General features: G+C 54.4%; 18 protein-coding genes. 6 read left to right on the top strand and 12 right to left on the bottom strand.

Annotated features, from left to right (window positions below):
- Positions 1-15: 15 nt before the first annotated feature.
- From fabI to sapA, 6 genes are all read right to left on the bottom strand, one after another.
- Entirely contained in the window at positions 16-804 is a 789-nt protein-coding gene (fabI, locus tag BJJ97_RS17220) for an enoyl-ACP reductase FabI (protein WP_010276729.1), read from the bottom strand.
- Positions 805-997: 193 nt separating this feature from the next.
- Positions 998-1,813, bottom strand: coding sequence for a putrescine export ABC transporter ATP-binding protein SapF (gene sapF, locus BJJ97_RS17215; protein WP_010276730.1), 816 nt, complete (start codon positions 1,811-1,813; stop codon positions 998-1,000).
- Positions 1,813-2,805: a putrescine export ABC transporter ATP-binding protein SapD gene (gene sapD, locus BJJ97_RS17210; RefSeq protein ID WP_095994748.1), complete on the bottom strand. Its 993-nt coding sequence runs from the start codon at positions 2,803-2,805 to the stop codon at positions 1,813-1,815. The genes sapF and sapD overlap by 1 nt, the downstream gene beginning before the upstream one ends.
- A gap of 16 nt (positions 2,806-2,821) precedes the next feature.
- Positions 2,822-3,712 carry a putrescine export ABC transporter permease SapC gene (gene sapC, locus BJJ97_RS17205; protein ID WP_039480947.1) on the bottom strand — a complete coding sequence of 297 codons (891 nt, stop codon included), beginning with the start codon at positions 3,710-3,712 and terminating at the stop codon, positions 2,822-2,824.
- Complete coding sequence (gene sapB / locus BJJ97_RS17200) at positions 3,699-4,664, bottom strand: putrescine export ABC transporter permease SapB (RefSeq protein ID WP_014915699.1); 966 nt, start codon at positions 4,662-4,664, stop codon at positions 3,699-3,701. Before sapB ends, sapC begins: the two co-directional genes overlap by 14 nt.
- The gene (gene sapA, locus BJJ97_RS17195) at positions 4,661-6,349 is read right to left on the bottom strand and encodes an ABC transporter substrate-binding protein SapA (RefSeq protein ID WP_095994747.1); all 1,689 of its coding nucleotides are present in this window, start codon (positions 6,347-6,349) and stop codon (positions 4,661-4,663) included. Before sapA ends, sapB begins: the two co-directional genes overlap by 4 nt.
- Before the next feature lie 171 nt (positions 6,350-6,520).
- On the opposite strand from sapA, the gene parS reads away from it, so the two are divergent.
- The 3 genes from parS to BJJ97_RS17180 all read left to right on the top strand — a co-directional run bounded on the left by parS (position 6,521) and on the right by BJJ97_RS17180 (position 9,360).
- On the top strand, positions 6,521-6,961 hold the full coding sequence (gene parS, locus BJJ97_RS17190) for a type II RES/Xre toxin-antitoxin system antitoxin (RefSeq protein WP_040031583.1): 441 nt from the start codon (positions 6,521-6,523) through the stop codon (positions 6,959-6,961).
- Positions 6,958-7,446, top strand: coding sequence for an RES family NAD+ phosphorylase (locus BJJ97_RS17185; protein WP_095994746.1), 489 nt, complete (start codon positions 6,958-6,960; stop codon positions 7,444-7,446). Before parS ends, BJJ97_RS17185 begins: the two co-directional genes overlap by 4 nt.
- Before the next feature lie 384 nt (positions 7,447-7,830).
- Positions 7,831-9,360, top strand: a complete 1,530-nt coding sequence (locus BJJ97_RS17180) for a cellulase family glycosylhydrolase (protein ID WP_095699671.1) — start codon at positions 7,831-7,833, stop codon at positions 9,358-9,360.
- A gap of 71 nt (positions 9,361-9,431) precedes the next feature.
- Here BJJ97_RS17180 and pspF read toward each other — a convergent pair whose 3' ends face one another.
- A complete protein-coding gene (gene pspF / locus BJJ97_RS17175; RefSeq protein WP_095994745.1) occupies positions 9,432-10,421 on the bottom strand; it encodes a phage shock protein operon transcriptional activator in 990 nt (329 codons plus the stop codon).
- Between the two features lie 225 nt (positions 10,422-10,646).
- On the opposite strand from pspF, the gene pspA reads away from it, so the two are divergent.
- The 3 genes from pspA (at position 10,647) to pspC (ending at position 11,989) form a co-directional block, all read left to right on the top strand.
- Entirely contained in the window at positions 10,647-11,312 is a 666-nt protein-coding gene (gene pspA / locus BJJ97_RS17170; protein ID WP_010295838.1) for a phage shock protein PspA, read from the top strand.
- 87 nt (positions 11,313-11,399) lie between these two features.
- Entirely contained in the window at positions 11,400-11,624 is a 225-nt protein-coding gene (gene pspB / locus BJJ97_RS17165; protein WP_095699669.1) for an envelope stress response membrane protein PspB, read from the top strand.
- Complete coding sequence (gene pspC / locus BJJ97_RS17160) at positions 11,624-11,989, top strand: envelope stress response membrane protein PspC (RefSeq protein ID WP_095994744.1); 366 nt, start codon at positions 11,624-11,626, stop codon at positions 11,987-11,989. The genes pspB and pspC overlap by 1 nt, the downstream gene beginning before the upstream one ends.
- Positions 11,990-12,081: 92 nt before the next feature.
- Here pspC and BJJ97_RS17155 read toward each other — a convergent pair whose 3' ends face one another.
- The 5 genes from BJJ97_RS17155 to BJJ97_RS17135 all read right to left on the bottom strand — a co-directional run bounded on the left by BJJ97_RS17155 (position 12,082) and on the right by BJJ97_RS17135 (position 23,476).
- Positions 12,082-12,636: a hypothetical protein gene (locus tag BJJ97_RS17155; protein ID WP_227003534.1), complete on the bottom strand. Its 555-nt coding sequence runs from the start codon at positions 12,634-12,636 to the stop codon at positions 12,082-12,084.
- Positions 12,637-12,754: 118 nt separating this feature from the next.
- Positions 12,755-13,360, bottom strand: a complete 606-nt coding sequence (locus BJJ97_RS17150) for a hypothetical protein (RefSeq protein ID WP_095699666.1) — start codon at positions 13,358-13,360, stop codon at positions 12,755-12,757.
- Position 13,361: 1 nt separating this feature from the next.
- The gene (locus BJJ97_RS17145; protein ID WP_095994742.1) at positions 13,362-21,185 is read right to left on the bottom strand and encodes a hemagglutinin repeat-containing protein; all 7,824 of its coding nucleotides are present in this window, start codon (positions 21,183-21,185) and stop codon (positions 13,362-13,364) included.
- 27 nt (positions 21,186-21,212) lie between these two features.
- A complete protein-coding gene (locus tag BJJ97_RS17140) occupies positions 21,213-21,728 on the bottom strand; it encodes a toxin-activating lysine-acyltransferase (RefSeq protein ID WP_039480927.1) in 516 nt (171 codons plus the stop codon).
- 11 nt (positions 21,729-21,739) lie between these two features.
- Positions 21,740-23,476: a ShlB/FhaC/HecB family hemolysin secretion/activation protein gene (locus tag BJJ97_RS17135; protein ID WP_095994741.1), complete on the bottom strand. Its 1,737-nt coding sequence runs from the start codon at positions 23,474-23,476 to the stop codon at positions 21,740-21,742.
- Positions 23,477-23,732 lie beyond the last annotated feature (256 nt).

Below are 23,732 nucleotides of genomic sequence, written 5' to 3'. Positions count from 1 at the left end.
GCTACTTTTGATGACTTATTTCAGTTCCAGCTCGTTCATTGCAGCGATGCTGAAACCGCCGTCAACGTGCAGAACTTCACCGGAGATACCGGCAGCCAGATCGGAACACAGGAACGCAGCAGAGTTGCCCACGTCTTCAATGGTAACGACACGGCGGATTGGCGTAACGGCTTCGCAATGCGACAGCATTTTCTTGAAGTCTTTGATGCCGGATGCAGCCAGTGTACGAATCGGGCCCGCAGAGATGGCGTTAACGCGCACGCCCTGAGCACCCATGGCGTTCGCCATGTAACGTACGTTTGCTTCCAGAGACGCTTTTGCCAGACCCATAACGTTGTAGTTAGGGATGGCACGCTCAGCACCCAGGTAGGACAGGGTAACCAGCGCAGAGTTCGGGTTCAGCATCTTACGGCAGGCTTTCGCCATCGCGACGAAGCTGTAAGAGCTGATATCGTGAGAAATGCTGAAACCTTCACGGGTAACGGCATCAACGTAGTCACCGTCCAGTTGGTCGCCCGGTGCGTAAGCAATGGAGTGCACGAAGCCATCAAAGTTCGGCCATACGTTAGCCAGTTCGGTAAACAGTGCTTCGATGCTGGCATCTTCAGCGACATCACACGGCAGAACGATGCTGGAACCCAGTTCGCTGGCAAAGCCTTCAACGCGTGCTTTCAATTTGTCGTTCTGATACGTGAAGGCCAGTTCGGCACCTTCGCGCTGCATTGCTTGTGCAATACCGTAGGCAATAGAACGGTTGCTGGCAACACCTGTTACCAGAATGCGCTTACCGGTAAGAAAACCCATAGCAGTAATCCTTGTGATCATTGTTGCTGCGATCGCCACCTCTGTACCCGTAAACATACGTGGCAAGTGACGACCGAGATGAATAAACCGCGCGATTCTACCATGTTGGGGACGGTAGGGGTACTCCGAGCAGTATCCGCCTTTTTCCACAGCCCTGTGGCTGTCGCGGGGATGCCGCCGTGGTGCGCGGAGATTAACGTTGTGCGCCGTCGCGTCGCCAGGCGTCGGCGCTGAGCGCTTCGCCGAAGTGGCTGGCAATCAAACGTTTCGTCAGGTCATGGAGCGGGGCGGACAACACATCGGCGGTACTGCCGCGTTCGACCACTTCGCCTGCCTGCATCACCAGAATCTGGTCGCTGATGTGTTTCATCATGCCCAGATGCTGCGTCACGTAAATATAAGAGATACCGTGCTTTTCCTGTAACTCCAGCATCAGATTGATAATCTGTGACCGCATAGACATATCCAGTGACGCCAGTGCCTCATCGGCGACAATCACTTTCGGTTGCAGGATTAGCGCACGCGCCAGACCGACGCGCTGTTTTTGCCCCGGCGCGAGCGCATGCGGATAATAATAGGCGTGATCGGGACGTAGCCCGACCTGATGCAACGCCTGATTAATCGCTCTTTCACGCGCTTCAGCGCTGAGATCGGTATTCAGCCGCAGCGGGACATCCAGCAGTTGCCCGATGCGCTGACGCGGATTAAGCGCGTTGCTCGCATCCTGAAAGATCATGCGGATGCGCTGGCTGCGGTAGCGGTAATCGCCGTAGTGCAGTGGATGGTCATCGATAACCAGCTCGCCGGACGTCGGCGCGATCATGCCCGACAGCATTTTAGCCAGCGTTGATTTCCCCGATCCGTTCTCGCCGATGATGGCGAGCGTTTGCCGTTCACGCAGCGTAAAGCTGACGGATTTCACCGCCTCAACATGCTGACGACGGAACAGCCCGGTCCGATAGCGGAACGTCTTGGTCAGGTTGCGGGCTTCAAGCAGCATCTCAACCATCACGGTTCCTCCATGTTGAGCGGGAAGTGGCAGGCATATAAGTGGTTCTTAACGGAAAGCAGCGGCGGCGTTTGCATACACTGTTTTTGTGAATACGGGCAGCGCGGGCCGAGCCGGCAGCCAATCGGCAGGTGCTCTAACGAGGGGATCGCCCCGTTCAGAGTATTTAGCCGGCTTTTGTGCGGCAGAGAACGACCGAAATCGGGCATTGCGCGAATCAGCGCCTGCGTATAAGGATGGTGCGGCGCGGTGATCAAATCTTCACAGGTGGCGCTCTCCACCGTTTGCCCACAATAGAGCACGTTGATCCGGTCGGCCCATTTGCTCATGGTTTGCAGGTCATGGCTGATGAGCAGAATCGTGGTGTTATTGTTTTGGTTCAGGCGCGACAGCAGGCGGAAAATCTGCGCCTGCGTGGTGGATTCCATCGCGTTGGTCGGTTCATCGGCAATCAGCAGGCGCGGCTGGTTTGCCAGCGCGATAGCAATCATCACTTTCTGACACTCGCCGTCGCTCAGCTCATAGGGGTAGCTGCCCATGATGTCTTTATGATCTTTAATCCCGACGCGGTGCAGCAGTTCGATCGCGCGGCGCTTGCGCCAGTTAAATCGCTGCCACCAGCGGCCTTTGTACGTCCAACCCGGAATCGCCTGTACCAGCTGACGGCCCACACTTTCGGACGGATCGAGACAGGATTGCGGCTCCTGGAAAATCATGGAGACGTTATGGCCGACCAGCTTACGCCGCTCGCGCGACGACAGTTGTAGCAGGTCGATATCATCGAAGCGGAAACGATCGGCGGTCACGCGCCAGTTTTCTTTGGTGATCCCGCAGATGGCTTTGGCGATCAGGCTTTTACCTGAGCCGGATTCGCCCACCAGCCCGCGAATCTCACCCTCGCTCAGCGTCATACTGACGCGGTCGACAGCTTTTACCGCGCCGTCGGCGGTCAGAAATTCAATCGTCAGGTTACGGATATCAAGTAATGGCATAGGGAGTCGTCGCCTCTTATTCCGTTTCCGCGACGAGCGCACGGCGGATGCCGTCGCCCAGCAGGTTGACGATTAACACGCTCAGTGCAATAGCCGCACCGGGCAGCATCACGGTCCACGGTGCGGCATAAACCAGCTCCAGCGAGTTGCCAAGCAGGGCACCCCATTCGGTCGTCGGCAGCTGCGCGCCCAAATCGAGAAAGCCCAGTGCGGCGATATCCAGAATGGCAATCGACAGCGCGCGGGTAAATTCGGAGACCAGCAGTGCGGCAATGTTTGGCAGCACAACGTACCAGACCAGATAAAGCGTGGAAGCGCCGTCGAGACGGGCGGCGATCACGTACTCTTTGTCCATTTCATCGTGTACAGCGTTGTAGATGGTGCGCACCATGCGCGGCAACAGCGCCAGCCAGACGGCGAGCATTGCGTGTTCGAGCTTAGGGCCGATAAAGGCGATGACGACAATCGCCAGCAGCAGCGACGGAATGGACAGCAGCGTATCCAGAATATGGTTGAGCATCGCAGAGCGCAGCCCGCGCGTGACGCCCGCAAAGACGCCCAGCACGATGCCGCACAGCGCCGCCGCGTAGGTGACGATGAGCGACGCGCCAACGGTCGGTGCAGCACCGCTCAGCAGACGGCTTAGCTGATCGCGGCCTAAATCGTCGGTGCCAAGAAAGAACGACACTTCACCATAGTGCGACCAGGAAGGAGGCAGCAACTGATAGCCCAAGAATTGCTGGTCAACTTCATAAGGTACGAGAAATTTGCCGAACAAACACAGGCCGATCAGGATCAGAAAGCCGTATAGCCCGACCATCGCCAGCATATCCTGATGGAATGCCCGCCAGGTATCGCCCAGTCGGCTAGGCAGCCGCTTTTCGCTATAAACGTTATCGTAGGGCATACCATTCCTTGTGTTTCAACGGATTTGCCATGGCACCCCAAATATCGGACAGGATGTTGACCGTGATGACCATTGCGCCAACCACCATCACGCCCGCAGAAATGGCCGCGAAGTCCTGCTGGCGAATGGCGTTCACCAGCCAGCGACCGATGCCCGGCCAGTTAAAGACCACTTCGGTAATCATCGTCAGCGTCAGCATCGTGGAAAATTGTAATCCCAGTTTGGGAATAATCGGCGGCAGCGCGTTATGAATCAGATGGCGGCGAATGATCGTAAAGCGCGACAGTCCGCGAGTCGCCGCTGCTTTAATGTAGTTTTTGCTGATAATTTCCGTAGTGCTGACGCGCATCAGGCGAATCACTTCGGTCGTCGGCCCAACGGCCAGCACGGTAATCGGCAGAATCAGATGGCGGATGGCGCTAACGATCATTTCACCGCGATGTGGCGAATCTGACAGCCAAGCGTCAATCAGTGCAAATCCGGTGACGGTTTTCACCTGATAGAGCAGGTCGAAACGGCCTGAAACCGGTAGCCAGCCGAGGTGCAGCGAGAAAAAGAGCGTTAGCAGCAGCGCCAGCCAGAATACCGGCAGGGAAAAGCCGATGAGCGCTAGCGTGCTGATCACAATGTCCGCGCCGCGGTTCTGCATCACGCCAGCGGTAATCCCCAGCGGAATACCGACCAGCAGCGAGAGTGCAAACGCCAGCAGACAAAGCTCAATCGTGGCCGGGAACACTTCTTTCAGCAGCTCGCTGATGGCCTGTCCGTTAATGCTGGAGCGACCGAAATCCCCCTGAAGCAGGCTGGTGAGGTAAAAGTGATAGGCATCAAACAGCGCCGCGCCGTTGAGCGGGGCGTTAGGCGTGTAATAACTGAGGCTAAAGCCAACCAGCGTCAGCAGTGATAAGGTCACAATCAGTAACACCAGACGTCGCAAGGTAAAGATAATCACGGCTGTGCTTCCTCCACGGTTTCCGGTGCAGAAGGCTTCTGCTGCGCCTGTTGATCCTCGCGGAAGACGCCCGCGAACGAGGCATTGCCGAAGGGACTCAATACCAGCCCTTTCATGTCATAGCGGTAGGCCAGCAGTCGTAATGACGACGCCAGCGGCAGAACGGGTAACTGTTCCGCCAGAATGCGCTGTGCCTGCTGATAATAGTCAATCCGCTTAGAAAGCTGCTGTGACGAAAGCGCGTTTTGCAGCACTTCATCAAACGTGGGATCGCACCAGTGCGCGTAGTTGCTCTGGGAGCGAATTGCTGCGCAGCTTAACAGCGGGCGGAAAAAGCTGTCCGGGTCGTTACTGTCCGTTGCCCAGCCTGCCAGCGTTAAATCGTGGCTAAGCTCCATCAGTCGCGCTTCCTGAAAACGACCTTCCACCGGAATGATGGTCACGGTGACGCCAATTTGCGCCAGATCGGCCTGTATCAGCTCTGCCGTTTTCAGCGGACTCGGATTGTAGGACTGTGACGCGCTGGGCACCCACAGGCGCAGGTTCAGGTTCGTCAGCCCCAGTTCCTGCAAGATTTGTCGCGCTTTCTGCGAGTTATATTCCGTAATTTGCGATTCATTGTCGTACGCCCACGAGGCGCGGGGCAGAATCGACGCCGCCGTTTCCGCTGTGCCGTAATAGATCGACTGCATCAGCCTGTCGTTATTGATCGCCAACGCGATGGCTTCCCGCACGCGGCGGTCGTCCAACGGCGGTTTACGCACGTTGAAGGCCAGATAGGCGACGTTCATGCCGGGACGCAGCGAGAGACGCAGACGCGGGTCATTACGCAGGATCGTCAACTGGCTGGCCGCCGGATAGGCGAGAACATCACATTCACCGGTCAGCAGTTTGGATAAGCGGCCCGTCCCGCCAGAGCCGAGATCGACAACCACCTGCTGCATACGTGGCAGGCCGCGCCAATAATCGCCGTTGCGCGTCAGTCGGATATATTGCCCGTTGCGATATTCATCGAGCAGATAAGGGCCGGTGCCGACCGGTTCGCGATCCAGCAGCTCCTTCTTATCCTCTTGCGCCAGACGTTGCGCGTATTCTGCGGACAGAATCGGCGCGTAGTGCGTGGCCAGATGCCAGAGGAAAGACGCGTCCGGGCTGTTGAGCCGGATCTCAATACTGTAGTCGCCCAGCTTGCGGATGCTTTGCACCGAATCGGCGAATTGCAGGCTGTCGAAATAGGGGTATTCGCCGCCGTTGACATCATGATACGGGTGCTTTTTGTCCAGCATGCGCTGGAAGCTGAATATCACGTCGTCAGCGTTCATATTACGGGTTGGGCTGAACCAGGCGGTGTGCTGAAACGGCACATCGCGGCGCAGGTAGAAACGGTATGTCGAACCGTTATCCAAGACTTCCCAGCGCTGAGCCAGTTCTGGCATCAGACGATAGGTATAAGGATCGACATCCAGCAGGCGATCGTAAAGCTGCGCCGCCAGCGTATCAATCGTGACGCCGCTGCGCGCCATCTGCGGGTTAAACGTGTTCAGGACATCATTGACGCAATAGACAAAACCGCTCTGGCGAATATTTTCCAGCGGAGCAGGCGGCGTTAGCACGGACGGTGGTGCGGCCAGTGCAGGCAATGCCAGCCAGGTGAGTGCCAGTGCGAAACAGGTTTTTCCGAACATACGGGATTTTTCAGTCAAGACGGTTATATACAGAGTGTATCGCACTCTTGGCATCCTCCCCACTCTTGTTATGCGCGTCTGGCGACTTTCCAACCGTTTGAGCCACCAGATGAATGATTGAAAACGTCATAGTGAATGCTATAGTTAAGTCATAATGACGAGGAAATAACTATGAATGCAGAAATCAGTCTTAAAGTTGAAAACTTTGCTCGTGAAGCCGAGTTGCCTGATGGCGTTTTCCATGACCCGTTAATGTTCGTTAATGTCGTGCGCAGTGGGATCTCCGGCGCGATGCTGAAGCGCGGTGCGGATGCCAGCGGGCTAAGCCGTAAGCTGATTGGCTCGGCGCTGTCCGTCGACCCGTCTAATATCTCTCGTCTATTCCGCCGTAAGCATTTAACGCTGGAGCAGGGGGAGGCCGCGCTGGAGACGTTCCGTCTGTGGTTGAAAGCCATGACGACGTTTGAAGATGAAGCGAAGGCGCAACTGTGGATGGAGAGCGGCATTCCGGCCTTTGGCGGGAAAACGCCGGCGGAAATGCTGGATACGCACAAAGGGCGTCAGTTGGTTGATAACGCGCTGAATCGTATTGAATACGGCGAATTTATATGAGGCTTTACCGCATTACTAAAGCGGTCTGGCTGGAGGCGTTTTCAGGGCAAACGGGCGTAAGTTTTCAGCACGGTGCACGTTTCAATCAGCCCAACACGCCGGTGCTATATTTCAGTGAAACGCCCGCTGTCGCGATGCTGGAAATGGGCAATTATCTTCCTTCGCCGCAGTTGCTGCCCGCCAGCTATCGTTTGGGTGTGTATGAACTGCCGGACGATGTCCCACAAGAATCCATTACGCTGGACATGCTGCCTGAAGACTGGCATCGCTATCCCTTTATGCCGGACGTGCAGGCACTGGGATCGCGCTGCCTGAACGCTGGGCAATCGCTGGTGATTTGGGTGCCGACCAGCGCGGTTAAGCCGTTTGGCAGCATGCGTAATGCGTTGATTAATCCGCTACACCCCGCGTTAAGCCAGCTACGTCTGATTGAGGCGATCCCGGATTTTTACAGTCATAGGCTGTTTAACCCGATCGGACACTAAGCCTGCTATCAGCAGCGATGAGGCTGACAGGAACCCCATAATCAGTATGGTAATGAGAAAAATTCTCAACAAAGTGCTTTACAGATGATACTGATAACTATTATCATCATTTTCGCACTTCGACGGTGGCTTCTCGCAGGCACTGAAGGAGAGCACGACATTGCTCACATTGCTTCCAGTATTATTTTAGCCAGCCGACGTGCTGGCTTTTTTTTTTGTCTGAAAAATGACTTCGCCAGATACTTACCCTGCTTTCTATTTCCCTGTAAATAATTAATAAAATCAATATGGTTGGGAAATTTCCTAAATTGTTTGCGGGAACAAAAATCTCCCTTATCATGCCTACACCCAAGATCATGGGTGTACACAATGGAGATAAGGAATATGTGGATGAGAAGGAATCAAATCGTCAGGAAATTGACGTTAGGGGTGGTAACAACGGTGCTGGGGATGTCACTCAGCTTTTCAGCATTATCCGCTACGCCGGTAGAAACGCATGGTCAGCTGTCCATCGAAAACGGGCGACTGGTGGATGAACAGGGGAAAAGGGTGCAGCTGAGAGGGGTCAGTTCGCACGGTTTGCAGTGGTTTGGTGACTATGTCAACAAAGATTCGATGAAGTGGCTGCGCGATGACTGGGGGATCACGGTATTCCGTGCCGCTATGTACACGTCGTCTGACGGCTATATTTCGAATCCTTCCCTCGCCAATAAGGTAAAAGAGGCCGTTGCGGCGGCGCAAAGCCTCGGCGTCTACATCATCATCGACTGGCACATCTTGTCGGATAATGATCCCAATATTTATAAAGCACAGGCAAAAACCTTCTTTGCTGAAATGGCGGGGCTGTATGGCAGCTCGCCAAACGTGATTTATGAAATCGCTAATGAGCCAAACGGCGGCGTGACATGGAACGGGCAAATTCGGCCTTATGCGCTGGAAGTGACTGACACTATCCGTAGCAAAGATCCCGATAACCTGATTATCGTTGGTACGGGCACCTGGAGTCAGGATATCCACGACGCGGCGGATAATCAGTTACCCGATCCTAATACGATGTACGCACTGCATTTCTATGCGGGTACGCACGGGCAGTTCCTGCGCGACCGCATTGACTATGCACAAAGCCGTGGCGCGGCGATTTTCGTCAGTGAGTGGGGCACCAGCGATGCGTCCGGCAACGGTGGGCCGTTCCTGCCTGAATCGCAGACCTGGATCGATTTCCTGAATAACCGTGGCGTAAGCTGGGTGAACTGGTCGCTTACCGATAAGTCAGAAGCGTCCGCCGCGCTGGCTCCGGGTGCGAGCAAATCAGGTGGCTGGACGGAGCAGAATCTGTCGACGTCAGGCAAATTTGTCAGAGAGCAGATTCGTGCAGGTGCGGATCTGAGCAATGGCGATAACGGTGGCGATACGCCAACCCCACCAACGGAACCGACCAACCCAGGTAACGGAACAACGGGTGACGTCGTGCTGCAATATCGTAATGTCGATAACAACCCTTCCGATGATGCGATTCGTATGGCCGTCAACATCAAAAATACCGGAAGTACGCCGATCAAACTGAGCGATCTGCAAGTGCGTTACTACTTCCACGATGATGGCAAACCTGGCGCGAACCTCTTTGTTGACTGGGCGAACGTCGGCCCTCACAACATCGTGACCAGCACAGGGACGCCAGCCGCCAGCACCGACAAAGCCAACCGCTACGTTCTGGTGACCTTCAGCAGCGGAGCCGGTTCCCTTCAGCCGGGCGCGGAAACTGGTGAAGTGCAGGTGCGTATCCACGCCGGTGACTGGAGCAACGTGAATGAAACGAATGACTATTCATACGGCGCTAACGTCACGAGCTACGCTAACTGGGATAAGATCACCGTGCACGATAAAGGCACGCTGGTATGGGGCACGGAGCCGTAATCGCGCGCTGTTAACCTATTAATCCATTTCCTCTGCGGGCGTTAATTCGCCCGTATTTTCTTTCCAGACCGTCACTCATTCACCGCAATATCGTGCTTCTTCAGCAATCCACGCAGTTGGTGATAGGTTAATCCCAGCAGTTCCGCGGCTTTACGCTGGTTAAACTTTGCCTGATTCAATGCCCGTTCGATCAAGCCTTTCTCTTGTTCCAGCAGCCACGGTTTCATCTCCAGCGGTAAATCCGGCTGATTGATTGCCGTACGTAGCGGCGTTTCCTGAACGGCGGTTGCCCGGCGGAAGGGATTCAGAATGATGGCATCGAGAGGCTGCTCACTGTTGCCGTGACGATAGACCGAGCGTTCAACCACGTTTTTCAGCTCACGAATATTGCCCGGCCAGTCGTAATTCAGCAGCGTCTCGCGCGCGGCAGGCGTAAAACCGGGAAACAGCGGCAGATGCAATTCGCGGCACATCTGAATCGCAAAGTTATCCGCCAGCAGCATGATGTCCTGTTGGCGTTCACGCAGCGGCGGGAGCTGCACAACGTCAAAGGCCAGACGATCGAGCAGATCCGCACGGAATTTACCGCTGGCGGCAAGCGCAGGCAGATCGTCGTTGGTCGCACACACCAGGCGCACGTCAACCTGTAGCTGATCTCGGCCGCCGACACGCTCCAGCATGCCGTATTCGATCACCCGCAGTAATTTTTCCTGCACCAGCATCGGCGCGGTAGCCAGTTCATCCAAAAACAGCGTTCCGCCGTCGGCGCGCTCGAAACGTCCCAGATGGCGTTTTTGCGCCCCGGTAAAAGCCCCCGCTTCATGACCAAATAGCTCGGAGTCGAGCAGATTCTCGTTGAGCGCCGCACAGTTGAGGGAAACGAACGGCCCTTGCCAACGCGGGGAAAGATAATGTAGACGGCTGGCGATCAGCTCTTTACCGGTACCGCGTTCGCCAATCACCAGCACGGGCTTATTCAACTGTGCCAACTGCGACACCTGTTCCAGTACCTCCAGAAAGCTGTTGGCTTCGCCCAGCAGGTTCTCTTTTTCCTGAAGCATGATGTTTCACCGTGTTATTTTTACTAACTGTTAGTGTATTTGACTAATCTAGCGGAAAGGAGAAAATAGTCAAAATTATCTATTCTTTAATTTTCAGTTGGTTAAACTGAATTAAAAGTTGGCATGCTTATTGATATATCTATAACGAGATCGCGACTGGCTCAGCTGGTCACGGTGATAAATCAGGCGTAATCAGACGCTGGAAATCATGAAGAGGATGTAATTATGGGTATTTTTTCTCGTTTTGCCGACATCGTGAACGCCAACATCAATTCTTTGCTGGATAAAGCTGAAGATCCGCAGAAATTGGTGCGGCTGATGATTCAGGAAATGGAAGATACGTTGGTTGAGGTACGTTCAACCTCGGCGCGGGCGTTGGCAGAAAAGAAACAGATTGCCCGTCGTATTGAACAAGCGCACGGTCAGCAGGAACAGTGGCAGGAAAAAGCCGAGCTGGCGCTGCGTAAAGATAAAGACGATCTGGCTCGTGCGGCGCTGATTGAAAAGCAGAAGCTGACCGACCTGATCGCGGTGTTGCAGCATGAAGCCGAAAGCGTGGATGAAACGCTGGAGCGCATGAAGCGTGAAATCGGCGAGCTGGAAAACAAATTGAGTGAAACCCGTGCTCGCCAGCAGGCGCTGACGCTGCGCCATCAGGCTGCGGCATCGTCGCGTGATGTGCGTCGCCAGTTGGATAGCGGTAAGCTGGATGAAGCGATGGCACGTTTCGATCAGTTCGAACGCCGCATCGATACGATGGAAGCGGAAGCTGAAAGCCACGGGTTAGGGAAACAAAAATCGTTGGATCAGCAGTTTGCCGAACTGAAAGCGGACGATGAAATCAGCGCGCAGTTGGCGGCACTTAAGGCTAAAGTTAAGCCAGCAGAGTAAAGCGTCATAAGCGCGTAAACGCTATCGGATGGGCTGTCGTTAGAAAACGGCAGCCACCGACGGGTGAATAATAACTAAGGAGACACAATGAGTGCGTTGTTTCTTGCCATTCCGCTGACCATTTTCATGTTGTTTGTGGCACCGATATGGCTTTGGCTACATTACAGTCAGCGTAAAAACAGTGCTCAACTGGGACAAAACGATATGCAACGTCTCACACATTTAACGGAAGAATCCAACCGTATGCGTGAGCGTATCAGGGCGCTGGAAGATATTCTGGATGCAGAACACCCGGACTGGAGAAAATCGTAATGAACAATACGTGGTCAGGTAAAACGTTATACCGCATACCGGAAGAAGGCATGCTGAAAGGGGTTTGCGCTGGTTTAGCACGTTACTTTGACGTGCCAGTGAAACTCGTGCGGCTGATTGCGGTGCTGTCGATATTTTTCGGCCTGTTCTTTTTCACCATGGTGGCCTACATCATTCTGACCTTTATGCTCGACCCGGCTCCGGCGGGAATGGGATTTGAGGATGAAAAAGCGGCTCGCACACCCAGCCAACTGCTGAATGAAGCGGATGCGACCTTGCAGGCCAGCGAACAGCGCCTGCGCAACATTGAACGCTATGTCACCTCGGATACGTTTGGTGTTCAGAACCGCTTTCGTCACCTGTAATTTTTCATCGGTTATACTCTTTCGCTGACATTATCCACCGTACGACTTGAGTCGAGAGTGGATAATGTCGCGCTGTTTTCTCGCAGAAATCTCTATGATCCGATCCCACTGTGCATCGGATGCCAGCCATTTCCTTCTTTCGCGCTGTAGCGAACATTCTGTAGCGGTGCCAGTTTCCACTGACCATGATTGTCCTTCACCAGCTCGCTAGCCTGTACGCGGCACTGGTAGTGCAACGTATCGGCTTCCAACTGGAACTGATATTTTTTGCCTTTTTCCGGAACAAAGCGAGTGGTAATAAGGCATGAGTATTTGCTTTCAACATAAACGTTGATAATCGCTGTTTCAACATCAGGCACTAATGGTGTTTCGTAGTAGTCAATATTGTATTTCTCTCCAGATACTTTTGGCATTCCGCGATCCTGGGTGTTCTGTAAAACCCATTCACTGGAACGAATAAGACCGCCAGTGCGTTTGCCGTTTAACGTCTGGTAAATACTCGTCTGTTCTGTGTTATCTACGATACGTACCCACGGGGAGTCATTTTTTTCAGTTGGTGGGGTAAAAAAGGAATTATTCGGCATGATGGAGCAGCCTGAAGCTAAAATAGCTATCGCAGCAAGGTTGGTTAGTCGTAAAAATTTCACTTTCATTTCCTCGATTACTGGACTATTCAAATCATCTAGTGAAAGGGGGGAGTAATGTCTAAACGTTTTATTCAACCAGAGTAAAAATAAGCCTCAGCATTACGCTGAGGCTATATCATCATTCACTATACATTCTGGGGAAATAGTCGTTGATTTTTGCGTTATCAAATAGTCGATCCGTTGTGAAATCGACTACATCTGATACTGCAATGCCATGATGTAGCTCGCTGGGAAAATCGGCTATCGAACCATAAACCGTAGGTGTTAAGAAGCGGAAGTAATCACCCATTTTCGTGTTACCTTCATAGCCAACAAGATAATCTTCGCCTTCAAAACTTCCCTCAATCCCATGGTAGACAAAAAATCCCTTTACTGAGGGGACATTATATTCCCCGATTTTTTGCTCATAACCAGATCGTTCTTTTAGCCATTGATCAAATTCTTCTCTGCTAGCCATATGGCTAAATCTTAAGCCGGAATAGAGGTCTGACACAGTCTGACCGCACTTATTCTCAGGATAGACGTTAAATTGTTCCGATTCTTCCCATAAAAATTCGTTCAACTGGTCGAGTAATGACTCGGCATCATTGATTGATAAAAGCGCTTTCGGTAGGTCACCAAAGCAGTTGTTAACCATAACGGCAATTTTCCCATGCTTATCCATCGCAAACCAGGTGAAAATTGTACCGAATTCAGGTTTCCAATTTATGTTTAAGGTATTCACATTATTGTCCTTTAGGCCATGTTACCTGGCAATTTTCGCAAGGTTTTATGACCGATTCTGGTGTCACTTTTCCTGCGTCGTACACCGCTCTTGGCCTGACGGCATCCGTGAATTTAACATTCTCCGGTGATGCACCCTGACGAACCAGTTGGTCTGCTGCAGAAACTTCAGCACAGGCTCCTGCTTTGTTCTTACAAAAACTTGTAAATTCACCGATTTTGACGCCTAACTGCTTTTCAATGTAGGCAACAGTTTTGGGATCCAGTGCATCAGCTGTGATGCTGGCATTACTGCTTCCTACCGCGGTTTTACCTGTCACTGGGTCATATGCGCCAACCATGGTGGCGGTTTTATTCGCCTGGGTTTTCGAAGGGAAATTCTTAATTTTATCCAGCAGATCTTGCTGCGCCTGAGCAGCAACTTTATCTGCCTGATTTAACGCACTTCCTTTCCCTGCTCCCGTCTGCGTTTTTTGTATGACTTTGTTGAACGCCATGCCAGCCGCAAATTTTACAACTTCCTGCGCCGATGCACCATTATCGTATAAGCTGAGGATCCCATTGATATCAACAGGCGTCATCGCTGAGGTAATGATATCGTTTTTCAGTGCCAGCTCACGGATTTTCTCATCGCTCAGTCCCTGTGCTTTCCATTCGGTAAGTTGTTCACTGCCCTTAATAGCGGCGACATAAGGATTGCCAGCGATGCCCATCGGTGTCCAGTCAATGCCCGTCTGTGTATAGATGTCACCGATGAATCCAGAGTAATCAGAATTTAACTGGCCCTGTTGCGCGCCATTCATCATAGTCCTGGCATAATCTGTTACGAGATAGCCGAACTCATCAGCCGTTATTGCCCCAGATTGATACATCGCGACCAGCTTTTCACCCGCTTCTTTTTCCCGTTTACGGTACTCATTACGGATATCGGTCTGGCATTGACCATTAGAACCACAGGCAGCAAAGCGTTCCTGTAGTTCATCCATGCCACCGATACCGGCGGCTTTTAGTTTTTCATACAGCGCGCGGCCTTCTTTACTCAGTTTTTCAACGCCGTACTTATTTGACAGCAGGTTATAATCAACGGCATTTTTACCCGCGTCATGTCCTGCCACCGCGCCTGCTGAAGAATCGCTTGCCAGACCTGCCGCCATGGTGGCAGCCAGAGACGCCAGATTACTGACTTTCGCCCGTTCATCATCAGTCAGTGACTCAACCGTTCTGTTTGGATAGAGATAGTCGACGATCGCTCGCGCGGCCAGCTCACCACCTGCTGCACCAACGGCCCCGGCAGTGGCGTTGGAACCGGAAAGCTCAGCCACCACGCCGCCAACGATAGCGTGACCGATGGCATTGGCTGCGATCTGCGCGGCAGTGGGATTGTCGCTATTCTGCAGAGTCAAATCGCGCACGGTGCTGGACAGATAAGGTGCAGCACCTTGTGCCAGTGCTTTCAGTGGATCACCACCCGCCAGCGCAGTGATGGCTGCCGCTGCGGCACGAATGCCTTTATTAAGCTCACCACCTGCTTTATATTGATCGTTGATGTCCTTATACGCGGCGGTATTTTGTACCCGAGTCCAGTACTCCTGACGCGTCTCCTTGGTCTCATCCCACTCGCCAGCCGCGTTAATTCCCGCGTTGTTTGCCATAATCTGGCCCTGGCTGAGGGTGATATCCACGCCTTGGTTAACAACGTCGCTAATCAGGCGCAGTTGGTTCAAACGCTGCTGTTCCTTCGCTTTATCGAAGATTGGGCTGATACTTTGGTTAGCGTGCTCGACATCGCGGCTCAGTTCGCTGACATCCTGCTGCTGGTTCGCCTGATCACGGATAATCAGCGATCCTGGAGAAACGGCAGCATAAGTCGTACCGGAAGCATTCCCATCGCTGCCACTCGCTCCTAGGCCATTGGCCGCCAGATTTTGCACGGCGTTTTTCAGCAGATCCTGCGCACCCAGCCCGCCAGTGCTGATACCGACGCTGCTGTGTGACACCTCAAACTCTGCACTGTTGTTGATATTGCTGAAGCCCAGCGTGCCAGTACTGAGACGGTTTTTATCTTCGCTGGCGGTGCTGCCAATCACGGCACCATCCAACTGCGTGTGGTTACCGACAGTGATATCGAAGCCGCCGTCACCCGCGAAGATGCCGGTTTGCTCCTGCACACTGTTATAGGTGCTGTGGATTTTGTCCTTCGCCACATTGGCGCTGACGCTGCCAGTCATGCTGCCAAAGGTAAAACTGGCGCCTGCTGAGCTGTTCTTTTGCTTCGAGTCGTAGTTATTAACGTCCTGCTCACTCTGTAGCGTCAGGTTACGGCCGACATTGGCGACGACCTGATCGGCACTCAGCTGTGCGCCGCGCAGGGTGGTGTCACGCCCGCTGTTGACCGTCAGCTTATTACCGGCGTCGACGGTGGTTTCTGTATGTGTCAGGCCATCGCCATTCTCGTTACCGGAACCTTTACTGGCATTGGCAAACACACTGATTCCTGCACCGCCTTGGCCCGCACCGATGCTAACGCCGATGCCGCCACCGCTGTTGCTGTTTTTGCCGGTCTGCAACTGCGTGTTCTGCGCTGACAGCAGGTTGATATCGCGGTTTGCCGACAGCAACACATCGTTGCCCGCTTTCAGCTGACTGCCACCGATGGTCAGATCGCCATCGTCGCCATTCTCTGAGCCGGTCGCCACCAGATTGATATTGTTGCCCGCCTGCACGGTGCTGCCGGAGGCGTTGACCGCTTCGCTGTGGCTCTCGCTCTTCGACTTCGAAGTACTCAGCGACAGGCTGACACCAATGGCGTTCTGGTCGGTAGTGTTCTGCGACGCCAGTACTGCCGCCTGAGCGGCCTGTACGCCTGCCAGACCGGATTTCAGCTTCTGCAGCGATGCCATACGGCCATCCTGCTGCTCATCGGCGGCTTTCGCGCTGGTGTAGGCAGTGTTGATCGCGCTGCCAATCGCGCCGGACAGCGCCAACGTCAGCCCTGTCTGTTTACGTTCGTACGTAGTGTCGGTGGTGCTTTGGTTATTCGCGGCATCAATGGTGATGTTGTTCGCCACCATATTAATGTCGTTACCAGCGATCACATCAGAACCCTGCACGGCGATATTATTGCCTGCGACCAGACGGGTATCGCCATTGACGCTGCCCAGCGTGCTGTTGTGATGGGTCAGTGCGTCAGTATCAGAGGTTGAGGCCTCTTTGATTGAACCGACAAAGAAGCCAATGCCGCCGCTGCTCATCAGGCCCGATTTGGTGGTTTTCTTCATCGACCAGCTGTCGCGGCTCTCTTCTGCCGCCGTGACGTTGAGGTCGTTACCAGCATGCAGCGCCAGATCCCGATCCGCCGCCACATCGCTGCCAGTGATATTCAGGTTGTTACCCGCGCTGACGGCGATATTTTCCCCGCCCAGGCTGCTGCCGTTCGCCAGCGTGGCATCGTAGCCGGCGCGGGTGGTCGTGGTGCGTTTCGACAGGAAGCCGGAACCTTTCACCTTCGAGTTCATGTCGAGATATTCCAGGCTGCTGGCGCTGCCGAGGTTGATATCATTGGTGGCCGTCAGCGCAAGCTGCCGATCGGCATTCAGTTTCGCCGCCTGAGCGTTAATATTATTGCCCGCGTTCAGCGTGATATTGCCGTCGCTGGTGACGTCACTGCCCTGTACCTGAGTCAGCGTCTGCGTGACGTGGTTATCTTTATCCCATACCACCTTGTCGCTGCTGCCGGTGGTAATGGTGGTCATATTGATATCGCGGTTAGCGGCGATCTGCGTCTGGCTGTTTTCACCGGAACTGACCACCTGCGCGGCCTGCAGATTGACATCACGGCCTGCCTGCAGCAGCAGTTTGCCATCGTCACCTTGCACATACATGCCTGCCACGCGCTCGATATTGTCACGGCTGAAGCTGTTGCTGCCGTTCTGGCTCTCGGCGTGATTGGTCTCGCTGGCGACGGTGAGATCACGTCCGGCCTGCGCCAGCAGGGTATCGGTCGCACGTACCGTGCCACCGGTATTGGTGATGTCGTTGGTTGCCTGCAGGGACACGGATTTACCGGCGATGATACCGCCCACATTGACGATCTCGTCGCCGGAAATGCTGACCAGTTGGGTGGCGTTGATGCGACCGCTGTTCAGCATGCCGCCGCTGACGCCGATGCTGACGTTCTTACCCGCCAGCAGTGCGCCGCTGCCGTCCATATCGCCTTGCTGCACCTGCGCATAAACCTGCGGTACCAGCACGCGCTGGGTGGTGCCATCTGGCATCTTCATATCCTGCGCCACCAGCCACACCATATCCTGGGTGATCTGCTTCATTTGCTCGGCGGTCAGCGCCACGCCCGGTACCAGGTTGAATTTCTTCGCGAAGCTGACGCCCGCTTCCATCAGGCCTTTGTACTGTTCTTCATCGCTGGTGTAATCCGCCAGATAACGCTGGCCGACCAGCTCAACGATCTGCTCGCGCACCAGGCGCTGTTCATAGAAACCATCGCCGAGGCGTTTTTGCGTGATCGACGGATCGGTCCGCAACTGGCTCAGCATATAGTCGGAACTCAGCCAGGTTCTCTGATTGGTGAAACGCGGATCGGTTTCGATCAGATAGCTGCTGGTGGCATCCGGCAGGGTGGTGAACAGGCTGCCGGTTGGCAGAGAAGCGTCCGGTGTTATGGAACGAATGACATCGGTGTTCTGTCCGGCCACTTCCACGCGCTGCGCGGCATAATCCGCCAGCGATGGCGCGTTGCTGGTCGCTTGGGTATTCTCCTTCATCACGCTCGGGCTGAGGCTGATGGACTGAATTTCTGTCGGCGGGGTATAGGCGGACGCTCTGGCTTTCTGGCTGTCGGTGCCTTTCTTATGAATACGATCCCACTCAATCACCTGGCCGACTTTTTCCGTCAGTTTCTGACCGGTGACTTCGGTGTTCACCAGTTCTTTGACGGCGGTCAGCAGGCTGCCGCCAGCAATAATCTGGCTCTTGTCGTTCAGCAGCTTATCGCCGGCGAGTGAGATCTGGCCGCCCGCGATAATTTTCGCCGGATCGCTCTGTGCGATCTGTTCTTCGCGCACCGTTTCGGTATAGCTGTACTGATAATAGTGGTCACGACCGCACACCACACCTTCAATACAGATATGACGCACTTCATTTTTGTAGAAACTGATGTTGTAGTCGTCAGGGCTATAGTGAACGCCATTATTCAGGTCGACCACCATATACTCATTTTTCTGCTTCTCTGACAGCTGTACGAAGCGGGTTACAAAATTGTCGTTGATATTGTTCAGCGCGGTGAAGCTGAGCGCCATATTGCCGACAGACTCTATTGTGGCACTGTGGTTGTTAAGGTCGCCCGCTTTGCCGCTGGCCACACCGTTTTCATCGAGATTGCCACCGATAGCCAGATCGCCACCGCTGTAGATCAGGGAATGAGTATGGTTGTTCAGCGTGCCGACACCCAGATCGAGACGCTGACGCGCCGCAATGGTGGCGCTGCTGTTATTTTCCGCCAGGTTATTCAGTGTCGCGGCGTTGATCGCCAGGCCGTCACCATAAATACGACCGGTACCGATATTGTTGATGGTGCTGGCATTGATGCGGGTCAGTACGCCGTCGATCAGGCCACGGTTGCTCAGCGTATCGCTGGCGTTCAGCGTGGTCTGCTGCGCGCTCAGTTCGCCTGTGGGCTGGTTGTCGATGTTACTGGCCTGCACATTCAGTTTACCGCCTGCGCCAAGCAGCGCATTGTTAATCAAGCTGTTATTGACGTTCAGCGTCAGATCGCCATTTGCCAGCGTTTTATTGTTGTTACTGAAGCCGTCCGCGAAGCTGAGATCCATATCGCCAAGCGACAGAATTTCACCGCTGCCGTTAATCTCGCGACCGCGGAAGATCAACTGCTGACCCGCCACCAGACGACCACCTTCATTGCTGATACGCAGATCGCTGTTGGTGGCTGCGGCGCGGGAGAGGGCGCTGCTGTTTTGCTGATCGAGCGTCAGCTGTTTATTGGCGGAGATTTGCCCCAGGTTGTTGTTCAGCACCGGCGTGGCGATGGTCAGATCGCTGGCGGCGGCTAGCGTACCGTTCTGGTTATTCAGTTCACTGCTGGCCGCAACATCCAGCGAGCCGGAACCGGCCGCCATGATGGTGCCGCTCTGGTTATTCAGGCTGGCGCTCTGCACGCTGAATTTTTTGGCGTTGGCGGCGATGCGGCCATTCTGGTTATCAATGCTGTCGCTGCTGAGTTGCAGATCGTGGTCGCCGCTTTGCAGTAACTGGCCGCCACGGTTGCTGATAACCGGCGTACTGACCTGTAGCGCATTGGCGTTAATCACGCCGCGATCGTTGCTGAGTTTACCGGCCGCTGAGAGTTTCAAATCGCCACTTGCCAGCAGCTGCGCGTCGTCGGTGATGATATCGCTGCTGCTGGTCAGCGTGGCGTGATGCGCGGCGGTATCGCTGCCACTGAGATCAATCTGGCTGGCGCTGGCGTTCAGATTGCCACCGGCCAGCGCCTGGCCCTGACTGGTCAGTTTGCCGTCGCTGGCGAGTGTCAGATTGCCGCTGTTGGCCAGCGTGCCATCGGTTTTCATCCCAGCGGCAATGGCCGCGCCTTTGCTGTTGCGGATGGTGGCGCCGCGCACATGGGTGTTGCCTTTGGCGGCGATCAGGCCGCTGTTGATCACCTCGTCGCTGGCGGTGGTGCTGTGGTCGCGCTGGGCAAACAGGGTGCCGCTGTTATCGACTTTTTTACCGCCCAGCAGCAGATCCTGTCCGGCATTGACGGTGCCGCTGTTAACGATATCGCCATTAGCGTTAATGGTGATATCACCCGCCTGCGTGCCGAGTGTGCCTTTGTTGCTGACGCCGACCCCTTGCTCTGTCGCCACCAGACGGATTTTACCGGCATACATGCCGCCCAGTTGGGCTACGTCGATCGCCAGTGTCGGCTTGACGTCGCTGCTGTCGCTCTCCGCTGCACTGCTGGCGGTAGCGCTGTTGTTATCGACAACCTTATTGTTATCGGCGGCCACTTCGTTTTTACCGGTGGTGACGGTCACATCTTTCGCCCAGATACCGGCATTCACTTTCACAGTGCGGGCAATCAGATCGGTGTAGTCCTGCCGGCTGCTGTCCATGCCAGCGCCTTCAACCACGATCTCACCGCTGCCCACACGGTAGCCGCGCAGTTCACCGTTGGTGATTTGCGGTGTGCCGGTGGTCAGGGTGGCGCGGTTGGCATTAATAAAGCCACAGCCGTCGCAGCTGATGCCCGCCGGGTTAGCAATCACTACCTGCGCCTTACGGCCTGCGACTTCGACGTAGCCATTCAGCTTGCTTGGGTCACGCGAATTGACTTCGTTAAGAATAATTTTGGCTTCGCCTTTTGCCAGCCATGGGTTACTCGCCACCCAGCCGCCCAGTTGGGTCTGTACCTGCTTGTGGGAGTTATTCAGAATCGCGCCTTTATTATCGACGTCGAACTGGGTGTATTTGTTGTGCGATACGCCACCAGCGCTTGGCGTCTGGATATTGACCTGCGGCGTGCCGTTGGCGCTCTGCATCACATTCGGTTGCTGCCCGCCCGGTGCGCTCTTGTCGGCGACAATCCCGGCCGCCATCACCTGTGGCGCGAGCGTGACCAGGCCGAGTGCGGTCATGGTCAGGAAAGCGGTGGGCTTCATCCGACCAATCAGCTGGCTCAGCGTATGGCCGACGCCGTTTGCGCCACTTTTGCCCTGGCCGCGGTTGATTTCGGAAACCACGATTAACAGGCCGCGAGCCTTGTTGAAAATGACGCGATAGAGGTTCTTGTTCACGAAAAGTTATCCCTGCTAAAAGTGATGTTAAGCAACCAGCGGCGTGTTCTGCTGCCAGAGTCTGAATTGTTGTTGGGTGACGTCATCGCCACGGAATTGTAGTACCCGTTGTCCGCGTTCCGCCCCTTTGTGGTACAGCGCACGGCCACATAAATGGGGAAACAGCGTGCCGCCGACGATGCGGCGAAACGCCTGCTGATCGCCGAAGGGCGCGACCCAGTCGCGGAACCACAGACGGTCGCCGCTGGTCCAGTCCTGTGGCTGCACGAGGATGCCGGGGCCAGTGAGGTAGCGTTGTTCCGCTTCTTCATCCATCCACGCCCAACTGAGGAAAAACATCGGCTTGTCATCGCGGCTGGCGATAACAAACTGTTGATGTTTGATGGCGGGCAACAGCAGCGTCGGCAGAACACTGAGCGGAATATCGCGGTGCTGTGCCGAATGCATCCACAGCCAGACTGCCGCGCCAAGCGCTTCCGCTTCGCTGAACTGGCCGCCGAGCAGCGGGGCGGTTAACTGATAGCCATTAACAGGTATTTTCATCACGCGCCTCCTTAATACTGCCAACTGAGGTTAAAACCGAGGGTGACAGGGCTAGTGTGGAAGCCTTCCGGTTTGGAGAACGGCACACCGACAAACAGGTCGTAGCCCGTGTTAAAGGCGTTGCCGCGCAGACCAAGGACGCCGCCTGCCAGATGTTTTCCGATGAGGTAATCACGCGTGCCGTCAACTTCACCGTAGTCAGCGCCGAGATACAGTTCCTGGTTGGGCAGCGGCGTGCGCCAGGCCAGATCGTTGCGTATGAACCAGCCGCGGTCGGCCGTCAGGGTGCGTTCACCGTCGAAGCCGCGCACGGTCCAACGGTTACCAATCGACAGTTGATCTTGAGGCGTTAGTTTGGTGTGGTTGATCTGGCGCAGATACTGGAGGTTATACCGGAAGGTCTGGTTTCCTATTGTAAACGGCATATCCAACTGGGCATTGAGTTGGATAATTTTCGCCAGTGCTGTGCCTTCATCGAAATACTCTTCCTGCGCCGGAATCGCGCCGAACCAGCGAGTGCCGCGCTGATAGCTTACTGCGGCATCAAGCGTGGTGGCGCCGAAGTAGTGGCGGTGCTGCAGGCCCAGACGCCAGGCGCTGGTTTTACGCCGCTGCACATCCACTTCGGTATCGTTGACGAAGTTCTGTGATTCGCGCGTCAGAATTTCATAGCTCATCGAGGTTTTCTGACTGCCGCTGCGGTACAGCACCCGGCTCAGTTGGAAGTTAAGGTTTTTGCTGTTGCCGCTGTAGTTGTAATCTTCATACGCGCCCGCTACATTCTGGTTGTAGTCGTAGCCGCTGGCGGTGACGCCTGCCATCCAGTAACCGAACGGCACAGAGTAGTGCAGCATGTAGTTCTTGCTGCCTTTTTCGCTGCCGGATTCCAGGTCATGGTTGCCGGAAATGTAGAACAGATCGCTGAGCGCGAAGGGGTTATCGATATACAGCGTCAGGCCGCCTTGATAACGACCGGTGGTTTCGGTGCCAGAGTCATCGAGCGTCGCACCGAGACGCCACATTTTTTCCTGTTTCCAGGTCACGTCAATGTCGCTTTCGCCTGGCTGTTCGCCTGGAACAATCGCCATTTCTGCCTGTACGGTTGGCACGCGCTGCAGGTTTTCCAGTCCCTGTTCGATATCACGCAGATCCAGCAGTTCGCCTTCACGCGCTGGCATGGCGCTCCAGAGGCTCACGTAGCGATCGCTCTCTTTGGTCAATTCGATTTGGCGCGTTTTGCCTGGAATCAGGGTGATATGCAGGGTGCCAGTTTTCAGGTTCTGCGGCGGCGCCATCACGCGCGCGGTGACGTAGCCATGGTCGATCAGACGGTTTTGCAGTGCGCTCATCAGCAGGTTGACACCCTGAGCTCCCAGGCACTGACCTTTACCCTGATCGGCCAGCTGTTGCAGCGGGATACGCAGCCAGGAAGGAAAATCTTCTTTGCCGGTTAGGATAATGTGATACAGCATAAAGCACTGTTTTTCCTGATGAAATTGCAGATTAGTAAAGAATGAAGAGGGGGGCTGCAAACGCACATCGGGCGTTTGTGGCGCTAATTGCTGCTGAATCGCACGCTGGCGATCCTGCTGGTTGATATTCAGCTGTTCATCCACCCGGTCCGGTGCAGACGTCAGATTATTATCTGCCGCCCAGCTGCTTGCTGAGGTGGTCAATAAAATAAAGAGCGCAAGTTGGCTGAGACGCGCAGATTGATACCCGTCAGTGAATGACGCATTCCGTAGCATAATGAATTAACCTGAATTATTAATTGTTATTGGGACACCATTCGTTTCCAGAAACAATTGGTTACTTGGTACAATTTCAGGTTGTATACGTTAACAATTTGTTTGCTAAGAGTTGTCTTATTGCTTGCTAAGAGTTGTCTTAAAATTATCGTTTCTTTACATTTTGGCGGTAAAAATACGGTATGAGATAGGTGAGCGTGGTTGAACTTATGTTGGCGTGAGGCGTTTGTCGGATTTTATTATATTGATACGATAT

Origin of the sequence: Pectobacterium polaris (assembly GCF_002307355.1) — a bacterium.
Taxonomy (GTDB): domain Bacteria; phylum Pseudomonadota; class Gammaproteobacteria; order Enterobacterales; family Enterobacteriaceae; genus Pectobacterium; species Pectobacterium polare.
This window is presented reverse-complemented; position numbering and strand designations above follow the sequence as displayed.

Bases quoted from the DNA above. Each gene is read 5' to 3' on its own strand.
- fabI (WP_010276729.1), bottom strand. From the start codon at position 804: ATGGGTTTTCTTACCGGTAAGCGCATTCTGGTAACAGGTGTTGCCAGC.
- sapF (WP_010276730.1), bottom strand. From the start codon at position 1,813: ATGGTTGAGATGCTGCTTGAAGCCCGCAACCTGACCAAGACGTTCCGC.
- sapD (WP_095994748.1), bottom strand. From the start codon at position 2,805: ATGCCATTACTTGATATCCGTAACCTGACGATTGAATTTCTGACCGCC.
- sapC (WP_039480947.1), bottom strand. From the start codon at position 3,712: ATGCCCTACGATAACGTTTATAGCGAAAAGCGGCTGCCTAGCCGACTG.
- sapA (WP_095994747.1), bottom strand. From the start codon at position 6,349: ATGTTCGGAAAAACCTGTTTCGCACTGGCACTCACCTGGCTGGCATTG.
- parS (WP_040031583.1), top strand. From the start codon at position 6,521: ATGAATGCAGAAATCAGTCTTAAAGTTGAAAACTTTGCTCGTGAAGCC.
- BJJ97_RS17185 (WP_095994746.1), top strand. From the start codon at position 6,958: ATGAGGCTTTACCGCATTACTAAAGCGGTCTGGCTGGAGGCGTTTTCA.
- BJJ97_RS17180 (WP_095699671.1), top strand. From the start codon at position 7,831: ATGTGGATGAGAAGGAATCAAATCGTCAGGAAATTGACGTTAGGGGTG.
- pspF (WP_095994745.1), bottom strand. From the start codon at position 10,421: ATGCTTCAGGAAAAAGAGAACCTGCTGGGCGAAGCCAACAGCTTTCTG.
- pspA (WP_010295838.1), top strand. From the start codon at position 10,647: ATGGGTATTTTTTCTCGTTTTGCCGACATCGTGAACGCCAACATCAAT.
- pspB (WP_095699669.1), top strand. From the start codon at position 11,400: ATGAGTGCGTTGTTTCTTGCCATTCCGCTGACCATTTTCATGTTGTTT.
- pspC (WP_095994744.1), top strand. From the start codon at position 11,624: ATGAACAATACGTGGTCAGGTAAAACGTTATACCGCATACCGGAAGAA.
- BJJ97_RS17140 (WP_039480927.1), bottom strand. From the start codon at position 21,728: ATGAAAATACCTGTTAATGGCTATCAGTTAACCGCCCCGCTGCTCGGC.
- BJJ97_RS17135 (WP_095994741.1), bottom strand. From the start codon at position 23,476: ATGCTACGGAATGCGTCATTCACTGACGGGTATCAATCTGCGCGTCTC.